General features: G+C 38.1%; 14 protein-coding genes. 9 read left to right on the forward strand and 5 right to left on the reverse strand.

Going from position 1 to position 17,678, the window contains the following annotated elements; all coding sequences use genetic code 11:
• Positions 1-143: 143 nt before the first annotated feature.
• The 3 genes from QM491_RS16915 to QM491_RS16925 all read right to left on the reverse strand — a co-directional run bounded on the left by QM491_RS16915 (position 144) and on the right by QM491_RS16925 (position 4,016).
• The gene (locus QM491_RS16915; protein WP_283328775.1) at positions 144-1,547 is read right to left on the reverse strand and encodes a tetratricopeptide repeat protein; all 1,404 of its coding nucleotides are present in this window, start codon (positions 1,545-1,547) and stop codon (positions 144-146) included.
• Positions 1,548-1,864: 317 nt separating this feature from the next.
• The gene (locus tag QM491_RS16920) at positions 1,865-2,161 is read right to left on the reverse strand and encodes a hypothetical protein (protein ID WP_283328776.1); all 297 of its coding nucleotides are present in this window, start codon (positions 2,159-2,161) and stop codon (positions 1,865-1,867) included.
• Between the two features lie 259 nt (positions 2,162-2,420).
• Complete coding sequence (locus QM491_RS16925) at positions 2,421-4,016, reverse strand: amidohydrolase family protein (protein ID WP_283328777.1); 1,596 nt, start codon at positions 4,014-4,016, stop codon at positions 2,421-2,423.
• Positions 4,017-4,175: 159 nt separating this feature from the next.
• Between QM491_RS16925 and QM491_RS16930 the strand changes: the two genes are divergently transcribed.
• From QM491_RS16930 to rimO, 3 genes are all read left to right on the forward strand, one after another.
• Positions 4,176-5,102: a hypothetical protein gene (locus QM491_RS16930; RefSeq protein WP_283328778.1), complete on the forward strand. Its 927-nt coding sequence runs from the start codon at positions 4,176-4,178 to the stop codon at positions 5,100-5,102.
• A gap of 148 nt (positions 5,103-5,250) precedes the next feature.
• Positions 5,251-6,063 (forward strand): hypothetical protein, encoded by an 813-nt coding sequence (locus QM491_RS16935; RefSeq protein ID WP_283328779.1) that lies wholly within the window; start codon positions 5,251-5,253, stop codon positions 6,061-6,063.
• 212 nt (positions 6,064-6,275) lie between these two features.
• Positions 6,276-7,586: a 30S ribosomal protein S12 methylthiotransferase RimO gene (gene rimO / locus QM491_RS16940; protein ID WP_283328780.1), complete on the forward strand. Its 1,311-nt coding sequence runs from the start codon at positions 6,276-6,278 to the stop codon at positions 7,584-7,586.
• Positions 7,587-7,667: 81 nt separating this feature from the next.
• Here the strand turns inward: rimO and QM491_RS16945 are convergent, their stop codons facing one another.
• The gene (locus QM491_RS16945; RefSeq protein ID WP_283328781.1) at positions 7,668-8,255 is read right to left on the reverse strand and encodes a DUF4833 domain-containing protein; all 588 of its coding nucleotides are present in this window, start codon (positions 8,253-8,255) and stop codon (positions 7,668-7,670) included.
• A gap of 240 nt (positions 8,256-8,495) precedes the next feature.
• Between QM491_RS16945 and QM491_RS16950 the strand changes: the two genes are divergently transcribed.
• The 4 genes from QM491_RS16950 (at position 8,496) to infB (ending at position 14,456) form a co-directional block, all read left to right on the forward strand.
• Entirely contained in the window at positions 8,496-8,936 is a 441-nt protein-coding gene (locus tag QM491_RS16950) for a GNAT family N-acetyltransferase (protein WP_283328782.1), read from the forward strand.
• A gap of 211 nt (positions 8,937-9,147) precedes the next feature.
• Positions 9,148-9,618: a ribosome maturation factor RimP gene (gene rimP / locus QM491_RS16955; protein WP_283328783.1), complete on the forward strand. Its 471-nt coding sequence runs from the start codon at positions 9,148-9,150 to the stop codon at positions 9,616-9,618.
• Between the two features lie 103 nt (positions 9,619-9,721).
• Positions 9,722-10,969 carry a transcription termination factor NusA gene (gene nusA, locus QM491_RS16960; RefSeq protein WP_283328784.1) on the forward strand — a complete coding sequence of 416 codons (1,248 nt, stop codon included), beginning with the start codon at positions 9,722-9,724 and terminating at the stop codon, positions 10,967-10,969.
• Positions 10,970-11,183: 214 nt separating this feature from the next.
• On the forward strand, positions 11,184-14,456 hold the full coding sequence (infB, locus tag QM491_RS16965; protein ID WP_283328785.1) for a translation initiation factor IF-2: 3,273 nt from the start codon (positions 11,184-11,186) through the stop codon (positions 14,454-14,456).
• A 203-nt stretch (positions 14,457-14,659) separates the two neighbouring features.
• Here infB and QM491_RS16970 read toward each other — a convergent pair whose 3' ends face one another.
• On the reverse strand, positions 14,660-15,484 hold the full coding sequence (locus QM491_RS16970) for an OmpA family protein (protein WP_283328786.1): 825 nt from the start codon (positions 15,482-15,484) through the stop codon (positions 14,660-14,662).
• A gap of 123 nt (positions 15,485-15,607) precedes the next feature.
• Between QM491_RS16970 and QM491_RS16975 the strand changes: the two genes are divergently transcribed.
• Together QM491_RS16975 and lhgD are read left to right on the forward strand one after the other, a co-directional pair.
• A complete protein-coding gene (locus QM491_RS16975; RefSeq protein ID WP_283328787.1) occupies positions 15,608-16,057 on the forward strand; it encodes a hypothetical protein in 450 nt (149 codons plus the stop codon).
• A gap of 104 nt (positions 16,058-16,161) precedes the next feature.
• Positions 16,162-17,361 carry an L-2-hydroxyglutarate dehydrogenase gene (gene lhgD / locus QM491_RS16980; protein WP_283328788.1) on the forward strand — a complete coding sequence of 400 codons (1,200 nt, stop codon included), beginning with the start codon at positions 16,162-16,164 and terminating at the stop codon, positions 17,359-17,361.
• The last annotated feature ends 317 nt before the right edge of the window (positions 17,362-17,678 follow it).

A 17,678-nucleotide genomic window follows, 5' to 3' on the forward strand; every position in this document is an offset into this window, starting at 1 on the left:
GCTTTCGCTATCGTCAAAAACAATACTGTGTTTCAGAATGATTTTCAGGCAAATAAAATTGCGCTCACAAAATAATATTTGCCTGAAAGTTTGATTTTTAATACAGTTCATCACTAAATCACCATTCACTCAATATATCACACCTATTCTTTACGAGCTTGGTATTCGTCAGAAATTAATTTGAATACATAACCACTAATCCATGCTACGTCACCACCTTTGATAAAATAGAAGCGTTTTTGAACACCATCACGATTCATTTCTTTAATCAAAGTTTCTAACAAAGCAGCACCCGCAATAATATCTTGTTGGTTATAGATTTTCGTAGTGATATTTTTAACATCCTCTTCTGCAATAGCGCGAACTGCTGGATCTGTCACACGAGAAAAATCTGGGTTAATCAATTCTTCGTAGCTACTAGCACTCATTTGACGGAATTTGCGAATATCTTCCAAACTTACTTCTACTGGACGACCGATAATAGCAGCACGCTCTGGGTGTAAGAATGAGTTCATTACAAATACGATACCGCCCAATAAGAATACGTTTTTACGATTTTTCAAACCTACTTTACGATTAAGTTCAAGTGCCAACTCTTCGCCAACCACTTTTACCTCATCATTTACTCCCTTGGTATATTCTTCTAAGTTAGCGTCAGGGAGTTTTTTCTTCACAATCTTTACAAATGCCTTTGTGCCATAAGGGAAGTTTACTGCATCAAATTTTGTACGGCTCAACAAATAACCACCTTTGATATTACCACCACCAATATCCATTACTGACGACGATAAGTGTAATTCAGGAGCAACCATTGATAGGGCGCCATATTTAGCTTCATCTTCAGCCGAAATAATATCAATCTTTTGGCTTGGATTTTTCAATGCCTCACGAATTGCCGCAATAACTTCTGCTTCTTTGCCTGGTTGTTTGTCTGTAGCTTGTTTTAATCCACTACTCATAACAATAAACATACGGTCAGACAATACGTTGTTACGAACAGTAGCTGTATCTACCAAATCTTTGATAGCTGTGGCCGTTTCTTTGATAGCTTGAGTAGTCAAGGCACTAGGTTCAGTGTTGATAGACATACTCTTTTTAAGGTTGTACGTAACCCCTTTTTTAGGAGAAACAGTTACGCCAATAATACTTAGCTTTACACCTTTCGAGCCGATGTCTATACCAGCATAAAGTTCTTCTGCTTCTTTCAAACCATCGAGTAATTGCGAAATAGCTTTTTCGCTCATACCCATTTTCAATTTCTTATAAATATCAATGGCTTTGGAGAAGTTACGTGATGCTTCCAACACGTTTTCTTGGTCACGATAAAGGAAACCTAAGTTTTCATAAATGGCCGCTTCCCAGTATTCGTTGCGTCCACGAACCATTCCCAATGCTTTATTGAGATATTCTTCGGACTGGTCAAATTGTTTTACTTCACGGAGGGTATTAGCAATTTTAAGGTAACGTAATGCAGTATTTACATCTTGGGCTGTGGTTACAATAATACTACTAAGGAGCAAAAAAAGAGTAAAAATGAGTTTTTTCATGTTAAAAGAATTTTATTAAATCAGTCGTTGTGATTGAATACATATTATCTAATCCAAGAAGTAAGGAGAGAATGTCGGAGTGAGAATTTACCTTACTCTGTAATGTGTTAGAAATGACACTAAGCGACTTGTGGTTAGTAATGTACGATGGGCTTCAAACTGTTGCTGATTTGGGATTTCTGATTTCGGAAATAGGGGCATAATACTTAGCTTTTTCTCAAATAAGAGTCAAAAAAGCAGATAGTGCTTCCGCAATCCAATATTCGATATCCGAAATAGATGATGCTTAAAATCCTTCGAACAGTCCCGACCTGTGGCTAGGGATTTTGGTACAAAGGAACTTTTACTTGAGTAGGGTCAAGGTCTGTAGTATCTACTTTAGCAACGCGTTTACTCTTATTACCTTTTTTCTTTTTACTCTTACTAGCAGATTTGGTACTACTAGTACTTGTTTTAGCACTAGGGCTAGGTTTGCCCTTAGTACTTGCAGGTTTTTGTTGGAGTTTACTACTACTTATGGCAGAAAATACAGACATACTACTCATGCTAAGAACTAATAAGCATAGCCAAACACTTGACCATGTTTTGAGTGAGGGTAACACACGATTTAGCATAGGAGGATGGGTTTTACGGGTTTGGATAATAAGGAATTATCCTTTTTTGACTTTTAGTAAAGTAAGATAAAAAAAGCCTTTTTATCAATAAAATATTTGATAAATAAGTACTATCATTCAACTCAATGATTTTGATTAACCATATAGGGTCAAAAAACATACCATTACATCATAAAAAACACAAAGCTCTTTGAGAAAAACAAAGAGCTTTGTGAAAAATAAAGGTATTTGTAGATTTATTTGTCTGAAAACTAAAGGATTATTTCTTTTCTAAACCTGGTTGAAAAATTTCAAAGTTTTCATTCTTTTTAGCTTCAGTTACAATTTTTCGAACGTCAGATAATAGCTTTTTGGCATCATAAATTACGCCATCCTTAATGGTATATTTTACGCCACCTACACGTTTTACTTCATTGCTTTCGGTCAAATGAATTGCACCAGTACCATACAAAACCTTGAGGTTTTTGAGTGGGTTTTCTTCTAAAATTACTAAATCTGCCAGCTTGCCAGTTTCCACACTACCAATTTTGTCTTGCATACCAATGGCCTCAGCCCCCTTGAGAGTTGCCGCACGAATGACTTCGAGTGGGTGAAAACCTGCTTCTCTCAACAACTCAAGCTCACGAATATACGCAAAGCCATAAAGTTGGAATATAAAGCCTGAGTCAGATCCAGCGGTTACTCTTCCGCCACGATTTTTGTATTCATTTACAAAGTTCATCCATAAACGATAATTTTCTTTCCAAGCTACTTCCTGCTCTGTTCCCCAATCTTGCCAATACGAGCCATGCGAAACACGAGAAGGCTGATAAAAACGCCATAGCTGCGGCAATGTATATTCTTCATGCCATTCGGCACGACGAGCCAACATTAATTCACGATTGGCTTCGTAAATATTGAAAGTTGGGTCAATCGTAAAATCAAGTTTCAATAATTCATCCATAACCTCATTCCAACGTTTTGAGCCAGGCTTGGCAGCCTGTTTCCAGAGTTTACCAGCTTCTTCAAAACGATTTTGCTCATTGCCATAATTGTAGTCTGCTGGGTAGTCCTGAATCGTTTGGCTATCGAACAATGCTTCTGGCAAACCATACCAGTGCTCCATCGAAGTCAAGCCCGCTCTTGCAGAGTTGAGTACATTCCAACGAGCCACATCGACTTGTGCATGGTGGCAAGCCGAACGAAGTCCCAATTCTTTATTACGACGTAGCGCAGCGTCCATTACTTCGGGTCTGGCTCCAAAAAACTTGATACCATCGGCACCTTTCTTGGCATTGTCTTCTACCCAAGCACGAGCTTGATCTGCTGTAGTGATGCTCTCCTTCGAACCCATTCCGAAGGCTGTATATGCCAATATACGAGGAGCGGTGATTTCATTTTTCTCGGATTTCTGTTTCTGGTCTAAAACCCAATCCAAGCCATTTCCTGCCGAAGGGTCACGGATGGTGGTAATACCATGCGCTAGCCAAAGCTTGAAAACATACTCAGCTGGCGTACCTTGCGAGCGACCACCAATATGTCCGTGCATATCCACAAAGCCCGGGAGTACATACATGCCTGTACAATCTAGTTCTTTGTCGCCTTTGTCGGCTTTGGGTCTGTCCTTAGGGTCAATGGGCACGCCAGGATAGCCAACTACCTTGATTTGAGTGATTTTGTTTTTTTCGATAACAATATCACAAGGTCCTTGCATAGGAGAGCCCGTTCCATTGATGATGTTGACTCCTCGAATAATCATACGATTAAACTGACCTTCGCCTTCGGAGCGAGAAGGAGCTTTGGGGATTTGGGCAACAACAGTTATGCCTGCGCATAGTGTCAGAAGTAAGAGTTTGATGCGTAAAATTTTGTGCATGAGATATATAAAGGTTGATGAGTAATAAGAGATGGTAGGGCTTTTAGTCGTAGGAAAAGGTAAGTGGAGTACAAAAGCTCAGAACCATCCTTACACAAGTTAGTGATTTTGACTAAAATGTGTAACTTGCTATGGAACAATTCAACAAACTTCTTAGATATGAATCTACAAATACTCGACAAATGGATTCGAGGGAATTTTCTTTTTCTCTGTATTATTTTGGCTTGCCTCTTTGCTGTGTTTAAAAAAGCGACTATTTTTCAAATAGAAAAACCTACCAATACTATCGCACCCTTGGAGGATAACCCTCTCGCCAAAGACCAAATGTTTCAGCAATATTGGAATACAGGATTGTCAGAGATTAATACTTACGAAGTAACACAAACGATTGATACAAGCCAAAAGACAGGACAAGCAGAACTGGTTTTTACGATAGTAGATTTTGATACTAAAAAACACGGTCAAGTTACTTCATCGAACAAATCTGAGTCTACAACTGTATTTAAACAAAATTTAATACAGAAAATTGATACAGGAGTATATGAATATTCTTTGATGAACTCTACTTTTACGCCCACAAATTATGTGGTATTTCCTCATGCCTTAAAGGTAGAATATGCTAAACAAAATACGCAAGGGCAGGAATACAGCCAAGTGAATTGGCAAGGGCAAACATTTTTGTATAAAGGGAAAAGTGATTTCCAACCAAAAGCTCAACAAGATATTAGTGTAAAAACGGCATGGCTCGAGGACGAACTCTGGAATAGAGTACGCCTTAACCCACAAACTTTACCAGATGGAGAAATTGAGATGATTCCTAGTCTTGAGTACCTTCGTAGTACGAATCAAAAAGTGGAAGCCATTTCATGCAAAACTGCATTTGAAGAGAAGAAAGATTCTGTAAGTAAGCAAGTGTCTAAATGTTATACCATAGAATATCCAGAAAAACATCGTAAAGTTAGTATTGTATTTGAAGCTCGATTTCCTTACAAAATTTTGAATTGGGAAAATACAGTAGAGGAAAATGGCAAAGTCAATACTATGAAGGCTCGCTTAGTTCAATCTAAGCACATAGCCATCAAATAAGAAGAGGTAAGGCACAACGCTAACTTTACAATTCATAAGACAAAATGCCCGTTTATCTGTTTGCTCGATAGATTGGTCAAAATGATGAATCTTCTTGGATTTTGAATTGTAATTTTATCATCCTCATATATAATGTTAAACAACAAACATGAAATTTCTCGGATTTAAGGTCTCGAGTAAGCTAATAAGTTTGAGCCTTTGCTTGATAGCGGGTACATTACTTTGGGCTTGCAATGGGCAAGACAAAAAACAAGAAAACACATTGCCCGAAACCAAGATTTGTTCTATGGTATTTATCGACAAATCAGTAAGTGTAAATGTGGATAAAGGTTTTGCGAATGAGAAATACACAAAAATTATCAATGACTTAGTAGAAAAGAATATCAGAGGAAAAGGCGATAAGTTAATTGTGTATTTTATCCATGAAAACACCGCAAAAGCTAAAGTGGCAGAAGTAATCAGTCGAACCGAAATGGACGAAACTGAAGGATCTAATGTCAATGATTCGGAAGCACTCAAAACAGAGTTTTTGCTGGATTTGGGTAAAGAAAAAAGTATTTTCAAACAGTTAGTCGTTAAACAACTAAGCGCTCGAAATACTTCGAGTAGCAACGAAAGTACAGATATTTTGGCTTCGCTCGAATTAATTGAAAAAGAAGCTGCCAGAGGATATGATGTCAAAGTCTATTATCTGTCAGACATGGTCGAAAGCATGAAGGGCGAACATCGTCGTGATTTTCACAAAAATCCTCCTGCCGACGATGCCGCCGCAGTAGGTTGGGCCAGAGAAGATGCTAGTAATTTAAAAGCTAACCTCAATAACCTGACTTCTGTGCAGGTATTTGTGGCAAAGCCCTTTGAACCAACAGCTTCTACTCGTGTAAACAATCCTGCTGTTTCGGCGTATTGGGAACGACTTTTTGCCGAGTTGGGCGTAAGTACCGAAGTAGAAGAATTGTAAAAAAAGGCTGTGAGAAACGATAAAGGTTTCTCACAGCCTTTTTCGGTAAATTATAGCCTCGATGCTTGACCCAAGTTTGCCAAAATCCTCATTTCTAAGTTTTTTGTTGTAACTTTGCAGACTTAATTAAAATGTAGAAATGTTGAAAACTGATAATTCTCGCAATTACAAATTTTATTAAGCTAGAAAACGACTTTCAAGCAACTAATTGAATGAAAACGAAAACGTTAAAAAAGAATAAAGTAAATATAGTTACATTAGGTTGTAGCAAAAACGTGGTAGATTCAGAAGTAATTTATACCCAGCTCAAAGGCAATGGTATGAATGTAAGCCACGAATCTAAAAAGGACGACTCAAACATTGTTATTGTAAACACTTGTGGCTTTATCGACAATGCCAAACAAGAATCTATCGATACAATTTTAAGATATGTAGATGCTAAAGAAGCAGGAGTTATCGACAAACTTTATGTAACAGGCTGTTTGTCGCACCGCTATAAGGATGATTTAGAAAAGGAAATCCCAACGGTTGATGCTTTTTTTGGTACAAACGAATTACCTCGTTTGCTCAAAACCCTCAAGGCAGATTACAAACACGAATTGATTGGAGAGCGCTTGTTGACAACTCCAGCACATTATGCGTATTTGAAAATTGCTGAAGGTTGCGATCGCCCATGTTCATTCTGTGCGATTCCATTAATGCGTGGAGGTCACATCTCTCGCCCAATCGATGAGCTTGTAACAGAGGCTAAATCTTTGGTGAAAAGAGGAACGAAAGAGCTTATCCTAATTGCTCAAGACCTTACGTATTACGGGTTAGATATTTATAAAAAACGTAATCTTTCTGAATTGCTCGACCGTCTATCAGACATTGAAGGGATGGAATGGATTCGTTTGCAATATGCTTACCCAGCAGGCTTCCCGATGGACGTATTAGATATGATGGCTGCCAAACCAAATATCTGTAATTATTTGGATATGCCTTTGCAAAGTGGTTCGACAGAGGTATTGAAGAAAATGCGTCGTGGTATCACTCGCGAAAAAACAGAAGACCTTATCAATGCGATTCGTGACAAAGTACCTAACATTGCTTTGCGTACAACCTTAATTTCTGGTCACCCTGGCGAAACCGAAGAGGATTTTGAAGAAACCTATCAGTTTGTTGAAAAAATGCGTTTTGACCGTCTTGGGGTATTTACCTACTCGCACGAAGAAAATACGCATTCGCATACTTTCGAAGACGATATTCCAGAAGAAGTAAAACAAGAACGTGCTGACGAAATTATGGCATTGCAACAAGAAATCTCTTTGGAATTGAATCAAGCAAAAATTGGAAATACTTACAAAGTGTTGTTCGACCGTAAGGAGGGAGGATATTTTATTGGTAGAACCGAGTTTGACTCACCAGAAGTAGACAACGAAGTATTAATTCCAGCCAGTCAATATGTTCGTTTAGGTGATTTTGCAAATGTAAAAATCACTTCGGCTCAAGAATTTGATTTATATGGCGAATTAGCCCAGTAATAAATAAAAAGCCTGCAAGAAAATTTTCTTGCAGGCTTTTTATTTAGCGCTAAACTTTATTCAAAAAGCTTGAATAAGGTCTTATGGCTTAAATTTTTCATACACTTCTTTGCCTGTAGTAGCATCCTTGCCCCAAAGCTCTATATAGTTGACCGATGGCATCAATCCACTTTCATCCACGCTGACAAATACCTTTTTTAAGATTTGCATTTTTCCGTTAATTGGAAATAGCGCTACAGCTTCGCCATGATGGTCAATTTTTACAATAAATCTTCTTTTACGATAAGCCAAAAAGTGACCTTCATAAGCATTTACTTCACCTTCGATAGCGCTAGTGTGTAAGCCATAAGCCAAGGTTCGTTGAATGTTTGATAACTCTTGCTTTTTTCCCCCTTCTGTATATCTAATCCAATAGGTATGAACGGGGTTTTTATGATCTAGTTTATTGTTAGATAATACATTGGCATCATATAAGATTGTATTGATGTTGGAGCTACGCTGAATATAAAAAAGGCGATTAGGTCCCTCGGCTGGAATAGGAAACTGTTCTACTGAGGCGGGAGTATTATGCTTGTTTTTTTGCGCAAAGCTTTCTGAGTGATTAACAAATAATGACAGAGATACTACAAAGGTGAATATGGCTGTCTGAGTGACTTTTAAGAGTTGCATTATTTTTGAAATAGTCCTGTTATAAATTTAAGTCTGCAAAGGTAATCAACGCCGTTGAGTTAATTCGTAACAGAACGTTAGTATTTTGTAAAAAAATAGCCAGTGATTAAAGACGAAACAACAACGAAGAAAATAAGCAAAGTGACATCCGACGATCAGATAACAATAGTTTTTTTTACAAAAAATAATTAATTTAGAAAGTCGGATTACCCATTTTTTCAATCTCCAAACATTCCATTTATGTTAATTCGTCAAGCATCCGCAAACGATTTACCTTCAATTCTCCAACTGTATGCCGAAGTGCTAGACAAGGGGCAGGTGTTATCTTTGCCAGAAGCAGAGGCTTTGTTTCAGAAAATGTCCAACTATCCCAACTACAAGATATATGTAGCAGAGCTCGATAGTCAGGTTGTTGGTACTTTTGCCTTGCTAGTGATGGATAACTTGGCACATCGGGGTACTCCATCAGGAATTGTCGAAGATGTAGCAGTACAAGCGAATTTACAGGGAAAAGGAATTGGCAGAGAAATGATGCAATTTGCGATGCAAGTTTGCAGCGAAGCAGGATGCTACAAATTAGCGCTTTCAAGCAACCAAAAGAGGGTCGAGGCGCATGCTTTTTACGAATCCTTAGGCTTTGATAAACACGGCTTTAGTTTTCTTGTTCCTACGCTTCCTTAAAAGAGGAAAAAATAACATCTTTTTGCTTTTTTATAAAAAAAGTACTAATTTTGTACCAGAAAAATTAGGAAGAGGGGTCGGAAATCCCTCTTTTTTATTTTGTATTACACATTCAGACCAGAAAGTCATAGAGGAGGGTGAAGTAGTGGTTTTCTAGAGTTTTTCATCTTCATGCTTTCTTTTTTCTTTCCTGTAGGCTTCAAAAATAAGTATGTTAAAAGATAAAATTGCAGAAATGCTTGAACCACTTCTCGAAAACGGGTTGTTTTTCGTAGTGGATTTACAAGTCAATGTCCTAAAAACACGTATCAACATTACGATTTTAGTGGATTCAGATGAAGGCATCAAGATTGAGGAATGTGCCAAGATTAGCCGAAAATTGGCTAATGGAATCGAAGCACAAGAACTCATCCCAACAGCTTATAACCTCGAAGTCTCTTCTCCAGGTATCGATCAGCCTTTAGTATTGACACGTCAGTACCTCAAGAATATTGAACGTACGCTCAAAGTACAAATAAAAGATAGTGCTGAAAAAGTAGGCGTGCTACAAGAGGTGAAAGAGGATGGTATCATTCTGTTGGAAGAGCCTAAAAAGAAACTGAAGAAAGGTGAAGTAATCGAACCAGAATTTATTTCATTTTCGAATATAGAGAAAGCAAAGGTACAAATATCGTTTAAATAGTGGCTGCGTTACTTGGCGTAGAACTTGTTGAGCGAATTAGTAATAATTCAACACTCCAGAGTCTTTTCTGTCAAGTTATTCAATCATTAAAAATTATGAACCAATGAATAGTGCAGAGTTAATAGCGTCGTTTGCGGATTTTGCCAAAGAGAAAAGCGTTGACCGCCCGACGATGATTAAGGTGTTGGAAGAGGTGTTTCGTACAATGATTCGTAAAAAATACGGAACAGACGCCAACTTCGATGTAATCATCAACCCGGAAAGCGGGGACTTAGAAATGTGGCGTACCCGTGAGATTGTCGATGACAACTCAGAAGATATTTGGGACTATGACAAAATTCCATTGGAAGAAGCTCGTAAAATCCAGCCTGACTTCGAAATTGGCGAAGAAGTGGCTGAATTGGTAAAGCTAGAAGACTTTGGTCGCCGTATTGTACAAACGGCTCGTCAAACCCTAATCCAAAAGGTTAAAGACCTTGAAAAAGAAAGCCTTTATGACAAATATAAAGACTTGGTAGGTGAGATGGTTTCTGGCGATGTTTACCAAATTGTTGGTAAAGAGTTAATCATTTCTGATGCAGAAAAGAATGAGTTGATTCTGCCTAAAGCAGAAATGATATCTAAAGATCGTTACAAAAAAGGTGAGCCAGTACGTGCGGTTATCCACCGTGTAGAAATGAATAATGGTACGCCAAAAATCATTTTGTCTCGTACTTCTCCTGTATTTTTGGAAAGATTATTCGAACAAGAAATCCCTGAAATCTATGATGGTCAAATCATGATTCGCAGAATTGTACGTGAGCCAGGCGAGCGTGCCAAAGTTGCTGTTGAATCTTATGACGACCGTATCGATCCAGTAGGAGCTTGTGTGGGTATGAAAGGTTCTCGTATTCATGGAATTGTTCGTGAATTACAAAACGAGAATATCGACGTAATCAACTATACCGAAAACCTTGAGTTGTTGGTAGCTCGTGCACTTAGCCCAGCTAAAGTTAGTTCGATGACGATTGATAAAGAGCGTAAACGTATTGCGGTGTATTTACAACCCGACCAAGTGTCTTTGGCAATTGGTAAAGGTGGACAAAACATTAAGCTTGCTGGCAAGTTAGTGGGTTACGAATTAGATGTGTATCGTGACATCAAACAAGAAGAAGTTGATGATGAGGATGTGGATTTGACAGAATTCTCAGACGAAATCGAAGACTGGATCTTGGAAGAGCTTCACCGTATAGGTCTAGATACAGCCAAGCAAGTACTTAAATTGAGTAGCGAAGAACTTGTTCGTCGTACTGAATTAGAGGAAGAGACAGTGAACGAAGTCCTGTCAATTCTACGTTCTGAGTTTGAATAAGATTGATTGAGTGAATGATAGAATGATAGAATAGTTGTTCGAAAATTTCAGGCTTCGGCTTGAGCATATCATTTACTCAATTCAAAACTATTCTATCATTCAGTCCCGTCAACAGGTTTTCTCAAATAGAATTCTATTTGATGAAATTCAGACAAAACAAAAACATTCATAACATTAATCAATTAGTATTATAGAAAAGGAGATAAGCAAAAGTATGGCAGAAGATAAAATGATGCGTTTGAGCCTTGTGGCAAAGCAGATTAACGTGGGTATCTCAACCATTGTTCAGTATCTCTCTGCCAAAGGTCATAAGGTTGATAACAACCCCAACACCAAGTTGAATTTCGAGCAGCTAAAATTATTGGCGAAAGAATATCGCAGTGATAGCTTACTCGATGGCATGCAGCCAGCAGCACCAGTTGCACCAAAAGCGGCAGAGGAAGCACCAACACCAAGCCCTAAAAAGCAAGACGATGGTATGCCTTTGTATTTCCGTGAAGGAGCTAATGAAGCAACCAAAGCAGAAGATAAACCCAAAGAGGTAGTACCTGTTATTGAGCCAGAGAAAATCACGGCACGTGCAGAGGTAACTTTCAAAGTATTAGGAAAAATTGAATTAGATGGAAAAGGAAATCCTGTGCCTCCAAAGCCAGTAACGCCTCCCGTTGAACCCAAGCCTGAACCTAAAGTTGAAAGTGTCATTGTTGAAACGCCTGTAGTCGAAACCAAAGCGCCTGAAGCACCACAAGCTGCAGCGACTCCTACAGAAACGCCAGCTCCAGTAGCACCAACTCCGATTACTGCTGAACCTAAAGCTGAGTTGCCAGTAGCAGTAGCGCCGACACAGAATGAGAATACTCCTAAAGAGGAGGTAGTTGTTGAAAGTAAAAAAGTAATTGCAGAAGAAAAACCAACAGTTAAAGCTGAACCTGCTCCAGTGGTAGAAGAGAAAAAACAGCCAGAGCCACAGCCACAACCTGTAGCTAAAATAGAAACGCCTACTGCTGCTGAAGTAAAGGCACAACCTCATGCTCAAGTGCATCAAGGCAATCGCCCACAACAGCATAATCAGCAAGCGAATCAACAGCGCAACAACCAACAGAATCATCAAGGCCAAAAGCCTAACAATAATCAGTCAAATCAAAACAAACTGCAAAATCCTGTGCAACAGCCACAACAGCCTAAGCCACAGCCAAAGCGTTATGATGAGGTTCCAACAGATAGAAATATCGAGCTTATTGAAGCTAAAGGAGAAACCTTAAAAGGCTTAACTGTATTAGGTAAAATTGAATTACCAGTAGAACAGCCTCGTTCTTCTAATAATAAAAATAAGAAGAAACGTAAACGTATTAAGCCTGCCGAAAAGGTTACTGAAGCAGAAATCCGTAACGAAAAAGGTGCACCTCGTCCTAAGAAAGACGAACCTAGCAAACCTGGAGATGGTAATAAAAAACCTCAAGGTCCAAATTCTGGAGGAGGTAATAATAATAACCATAGCCACAACAATAATAATACAAATAACAGTAACAATAATAATAACAAGAAGAAGCCTAAAAAGGACGAAAAAGAGGAAGTTTCTGACAAACAAATTCAGGAACAAATCAAAGCGACAATGGCTCGTCTTCAAGGACAAACCTCAAAAGCAAACTTTGGTGCAAAAGAACGTCGTGAAAAACGTAAAGTTCGTGCCGAGCGTGAAGAAAAACGCCAAATGCGTGAAGAGGAAGAAGCAAAAATCCTTAAAGTTACTGAATTTATTTCTGCTAGCGAGTTAGCGTCATTAATGGATGTTTCTGTAAACGAAGTAATCTCTACTTGTATGAGTTTAGGTATGTTCGTTTCAATCAACCAGCGCCTTGAAGCAGATATTATTGCGATTATTGCTGAGGAGTTTGATTTTGAAGTACAATTTGTATCAGCAGAAGAAGAAGTTGAAGCTGCTCTTCAAGAAGAAGCAGATGCTCCTGAAACTTTAGAAATGCGTGCTCCAATCGTAACGATTATGGGTCACGTTGACCACGGTAAAACTTCCTTGCTTGACTATATTCGTCGTGCTAAAGTTGCCGCTGGTGAAGCAGGTGGTATTACTCAGCACATTGGTGCTTACTCTGTAAAACAAGAAGATGGTCGTCGTATTACATTCCTAGATACTCCTGGTCACGAAGCCTTTACAGCGATGCGTGCTCGTGGTGCTAAAGTAACCGACGTTGCTATTATTGTGATTGCTGCCGATGATGCCGTGATGCCTCAAACAGAAGAAGCTATCAACCACGCAATGGTAGCAGGTGTACCAATTGTATTTGCATTCTCTAAAGTAGATAAGCCTGGTGCCAATACTGATAGAGTTCGTGAGCAATTAGCTGCCCGTAATATCTTGGTAGAAGAATGGGGGGGTAAATACCAATCTCAAGAAATCTCTTCTAAATCAGGGATGGGGGTTAACGAATTACTTGAAAAAGTATTGCTAGAGGCCGAACTACTTGAATTAAAAGCTAATCCAAACAAACGTGCCGTTGGTACAGTTGTCGAAGCATCTTTGGACAAAGGTCGTGGTTATGTAGCCAATATTTTGGTTCAAGCAGGTACGCTTCGTATTGGTGATATGATGTTGGCTGGCGCTCACTACGGTCGTGTGAAAGCAATGTTTGATTACCGTGGTAAAAAATTAAAAGAAGCAGGCCCTGCGATTCCTGTACAAGTATTGGGATTGAGCGGTGCTCCAGCTGCTGGTGATAAGCTGAATGTAATGGAAAATGAGCGTGATGCTCGTGAAATTGCGAACAAACGTGAGCAAATTATCCGTGAGCAATCACTACGTACTCGTAAGCACATTACACTCGAAGAAATTGGTCGTCGTAAAGCAATTGGTACATTCAAAGAGCTTAACGTTATTGTGAAAGGTGACGTAGACGGTTCGGTAGAAGCGTTATCGGATTCATTACTAAAACTTTCGACAGAAGAAGTTCAAGTACGTATTATCCACAAAGGTGTTGGTCAAGTATCAGAGTCAGACGTATTGTTGGCTTCTGCTGCCGATGCCGTTATCGTGGCATTCCAAGTGCGTCCAAGTACAAACGCTCGTCGCTTAGCTGAAACTGAACAAATCGAAATCCGTACATACTCAGTAATCTACCAAGCAATCGACGAAATTCGTGATGCAATGGAAGGCTTATTGGCTCCTACATTCGAAGAATCTGTGACCGCTAATATCGAAGTTCGTGATGTATTCAAAATATCTAAAGTAGGTACTGTTGCAGGATGTTACGTATTAGATGGTAACGTTAAACGTAATAATAAAATCCGTATCGTTCGCGACTTCGTAGTAGTTCATGAAGGTGAAATCTCTGCTTTGAAACGTTTCAAAGATGATGTAGCTGAAGTGAAATTTGGATACGAATGTGGTCTTTCTATCAAAAACTTCAACGATATTCAAGAAGGTGATATCATCGAATGTTACGAAATGAAAGAAGTAAAACGTACACTCTAATATTGAAGAGCTAAAAGTATTAAGCATTAAATATGCTTAAGCCGTAACTCGTTTTATATAGTAAAAGCACCGTAGGTGTGACAGAAAACCACAATGTTGGATAATGTTACACTTACGGTGCTTTACTTTTTAAATGAGTAGTCTGATTACCAAAGAATAAATATATTTTCTAGACTTTAAATGTCAAAGAAATAGGTTTGCATCTACTTTATATCAATAGGAACACCATTAACGGCATATCCTGTAATTTTAATCTCTGTGCGGCGATTCGCAGCATGTTCAATCTCACTACAATTTATGCCATCGGCGCATTTGTTGACTAATTGGCTTTCACCATATCCTTTAGCAACAATACGAGTCTTCGCTATTTTTCCATGGCTTACAATATATTCCACAGCAGCTTCGGCTCTTTTTTGTGAAAGATTTACATTATAATCAGCACCTGCTCGACTGTCGGTATGTGAGCCTAGTTCGACACTGATACCAACATTATCAGTTAATAATTGGATTAACTTATCTAATTCTTTTGCCGCATCGGGTCGAATATTTGACTTGTTGAAATCATAATGAATATTTTCGACCTTGAAAACATCATTTAATTTGATGCGCCTCATCCCTATTGCCCCCTCTATCAAGTCTGTTCCACCACCCATTCTCGACATATTTTCAATCTCAATACCTGCAATGCAAAATACTTTTTGAGGATCTTGTAGATAACATGCCGCGTTAAAATTGGTTCTTTTGGTTAAATATCTCGTGCGCTGTCCAACAATATCATAATCAAAACCTCTCTCCAATGTAAAGGTGGCGTATCCATCGAGCACTACCGTCGAATCAGCTAATTTGTTTTTAGTTAAGTTAATTAATTTAAGATAAGTGCCAGTGAGTTCCTCTTGGGTTTCTTTGTCATACACCCTTATTTTAACTTGATATTTTTTGGCAGGCTCTTTCATTCCTTGCGAAAAAATAAGCGTTGAAAAAAGACAGAACAAACCCATAAATGAGGTTTTGAGGAGTGTGTTTTTCATGATTTTAAATAATGTTTAATAGAAGTTGGGCAATTTTAATGAAAAATATATTTCAAAGTGCTTATTTTACGTTTTCTCTTTGCAAACTACTTTAACTATTTCAATCTTTTGAGAGAACATAGGATGAAAAAGCTATATTTATCACTAACATTATTCATAGGAATGCTATCGGCACAAAGTTGCAACGAAGCAATCAATCCCAATGCCGAGGCTATAGCTTCGCTTCAGTTAACAAACGCAAGAAAGAAGCTATTAGTAGATAAGACTTGGAAGTTTTATTTGTATGTGACCAAAAACCCCGATGGTTCTACTTTTACGAATTACTCTGTAAAAGACGGAATAGGTCTTACGTCAGATTATTCAAAATTCACCTACATATTTAAGTCTGATGGTACTTTTATGCTGGCATCGGCAAATACCTCTCTTCAAGGGAAATGGGAGTTGAGTTCTGATGGTAATGCTATCAGTACCCAAATTGGTATTGGCTCTCCAATTACTTATGCAATAGAGACACTAACAAGCGACGAATTAGAAATCGAATCCAGTTCGAGCAAATTGAAGTTAAAAATCTAAGATATATCTCTAGATTGAGTATGATATAAGCCCGTAAGAATAAAAACCTTACGGGTCTTTTTGTATCTTTGTGGTCTCTTAAAAAAAATCATAAGATATTGACAATGCAGCAAGATATTATAGTAATTGGTGGTGGAATCGTTGGTTTGGCAACGGCACTCAAAATAAAAGAACAACGACCTGATTTGAAGGTATTAGTACTAGAAAAAGAGACTGAAGTAGCCAAGCACCAAACAGGAAATAATTCAGGTGTAATTCACTCAGGATTGTATTATAAACCAGGCTCACTGAAGGCTACCAATTGCATACGTGGCTATAATATGTTGATTGACTTTTGTGAAAAAGAACAAATACCCTTCGAAATAACAGGCAAAGTTGTAGTAGCAACCAACGAAGAGCAACGCCCATTATTGAATAATCTTTATGTGCGTGGTCAGCAAAATGGTTTAGAAGGATTGCGAAAAATTTCGGCACAGGAAGTAAAAGAATACGAGCCTTATGTAACGAGTGTAGAAGGTATGTGGGTACCTCAAACGGGTATTGTAGACTATAAGGTGGTAAGTGAAAAATATGCAGAAAAACTTCGTAGTTATGGTGCAGAGTTGAATTTTGGAGAAAAGGTAATCGGAATAACAAAAGGACATTCTTTATCTATTGTTAAAACCGAACGCAATACGTATGAAACCAAATTGGTTATAAATTGTGGCGGTTTGTATTCGGACAAAGTAGCCCAAATGTCACAAGAAAACCCAATTAATGTTCGTATTATTCCATTCCGTGGCGAGTATTATAAAATTCGTCCTGAAAAACATTACTTAGTAAAAAACCTTATCTATCCTGTACCTGACCCTAATTTTCCTTTCTTGGGTGTTCACTTTACTCGTATGATGCGTGGAGGTATTGAAGCTGGACCAAATGCCGTTTTAGCGTTTCGTCGTGAAGGGTACAAAAAAATGGATATCAATGCAAAAGAACTTTATGAAACCCTTACTTGGCCTGGTTTTCAGAAAGTAGCAATGAAATATTGGGAAACGGGTTTAGGCGAAATGTATCGTAGTTTCTCAAAAGCAGCTTTTACCAAAGCACTACAAGAGCTAATTCCAGATATTCAAGAAAGTGATTTGATAGAAGGTGGAGCAGGAGTTAGAGCTCAAGCTTGTGACCGAGAAGGAGGCTTACTCGATGATTTCTCGATTATCGAAGACACTAAAGTGATAAATATCTTAAATGCTCCGTCACCAGCGGCGACTTCATCGCTGTCAATTGGACAAACCGTCTCTGAAATGGCTTTGAAACGTTTTTAAGAATAAGTCTATTGATTTAGAATAGTAATATCTAAAAATTACTTAAATCCAATAATCCTGTATAGTTGCCATTCTTAACACCTTTGATATTTTTATTTGATAATATAACTTATATTTGTTTTACTAATCCACCAAGTACAGAGAGAGTTACTATTGAATTAGATATTTTTCTAAATAAATATGATTTTTTCGAGCGATAATAATAAAAATATTACAAAACGTTTAAAGTTTCATTACATTCTTTTAATTTGCAACGTTTTAGCAAAGATATTTTCGCTAAAATAACCACTTAAAAAATTGCGTTTGTAGTTCTGCCC

Source organism: Flectobacillus longus, assembly GCF_030056705.1.
GTDB lineage: Bacteria > Bacteroidota > Bacteroidia > Cytophagales > Spirosomataceae > Flectobacillus > Flectobacillus longus.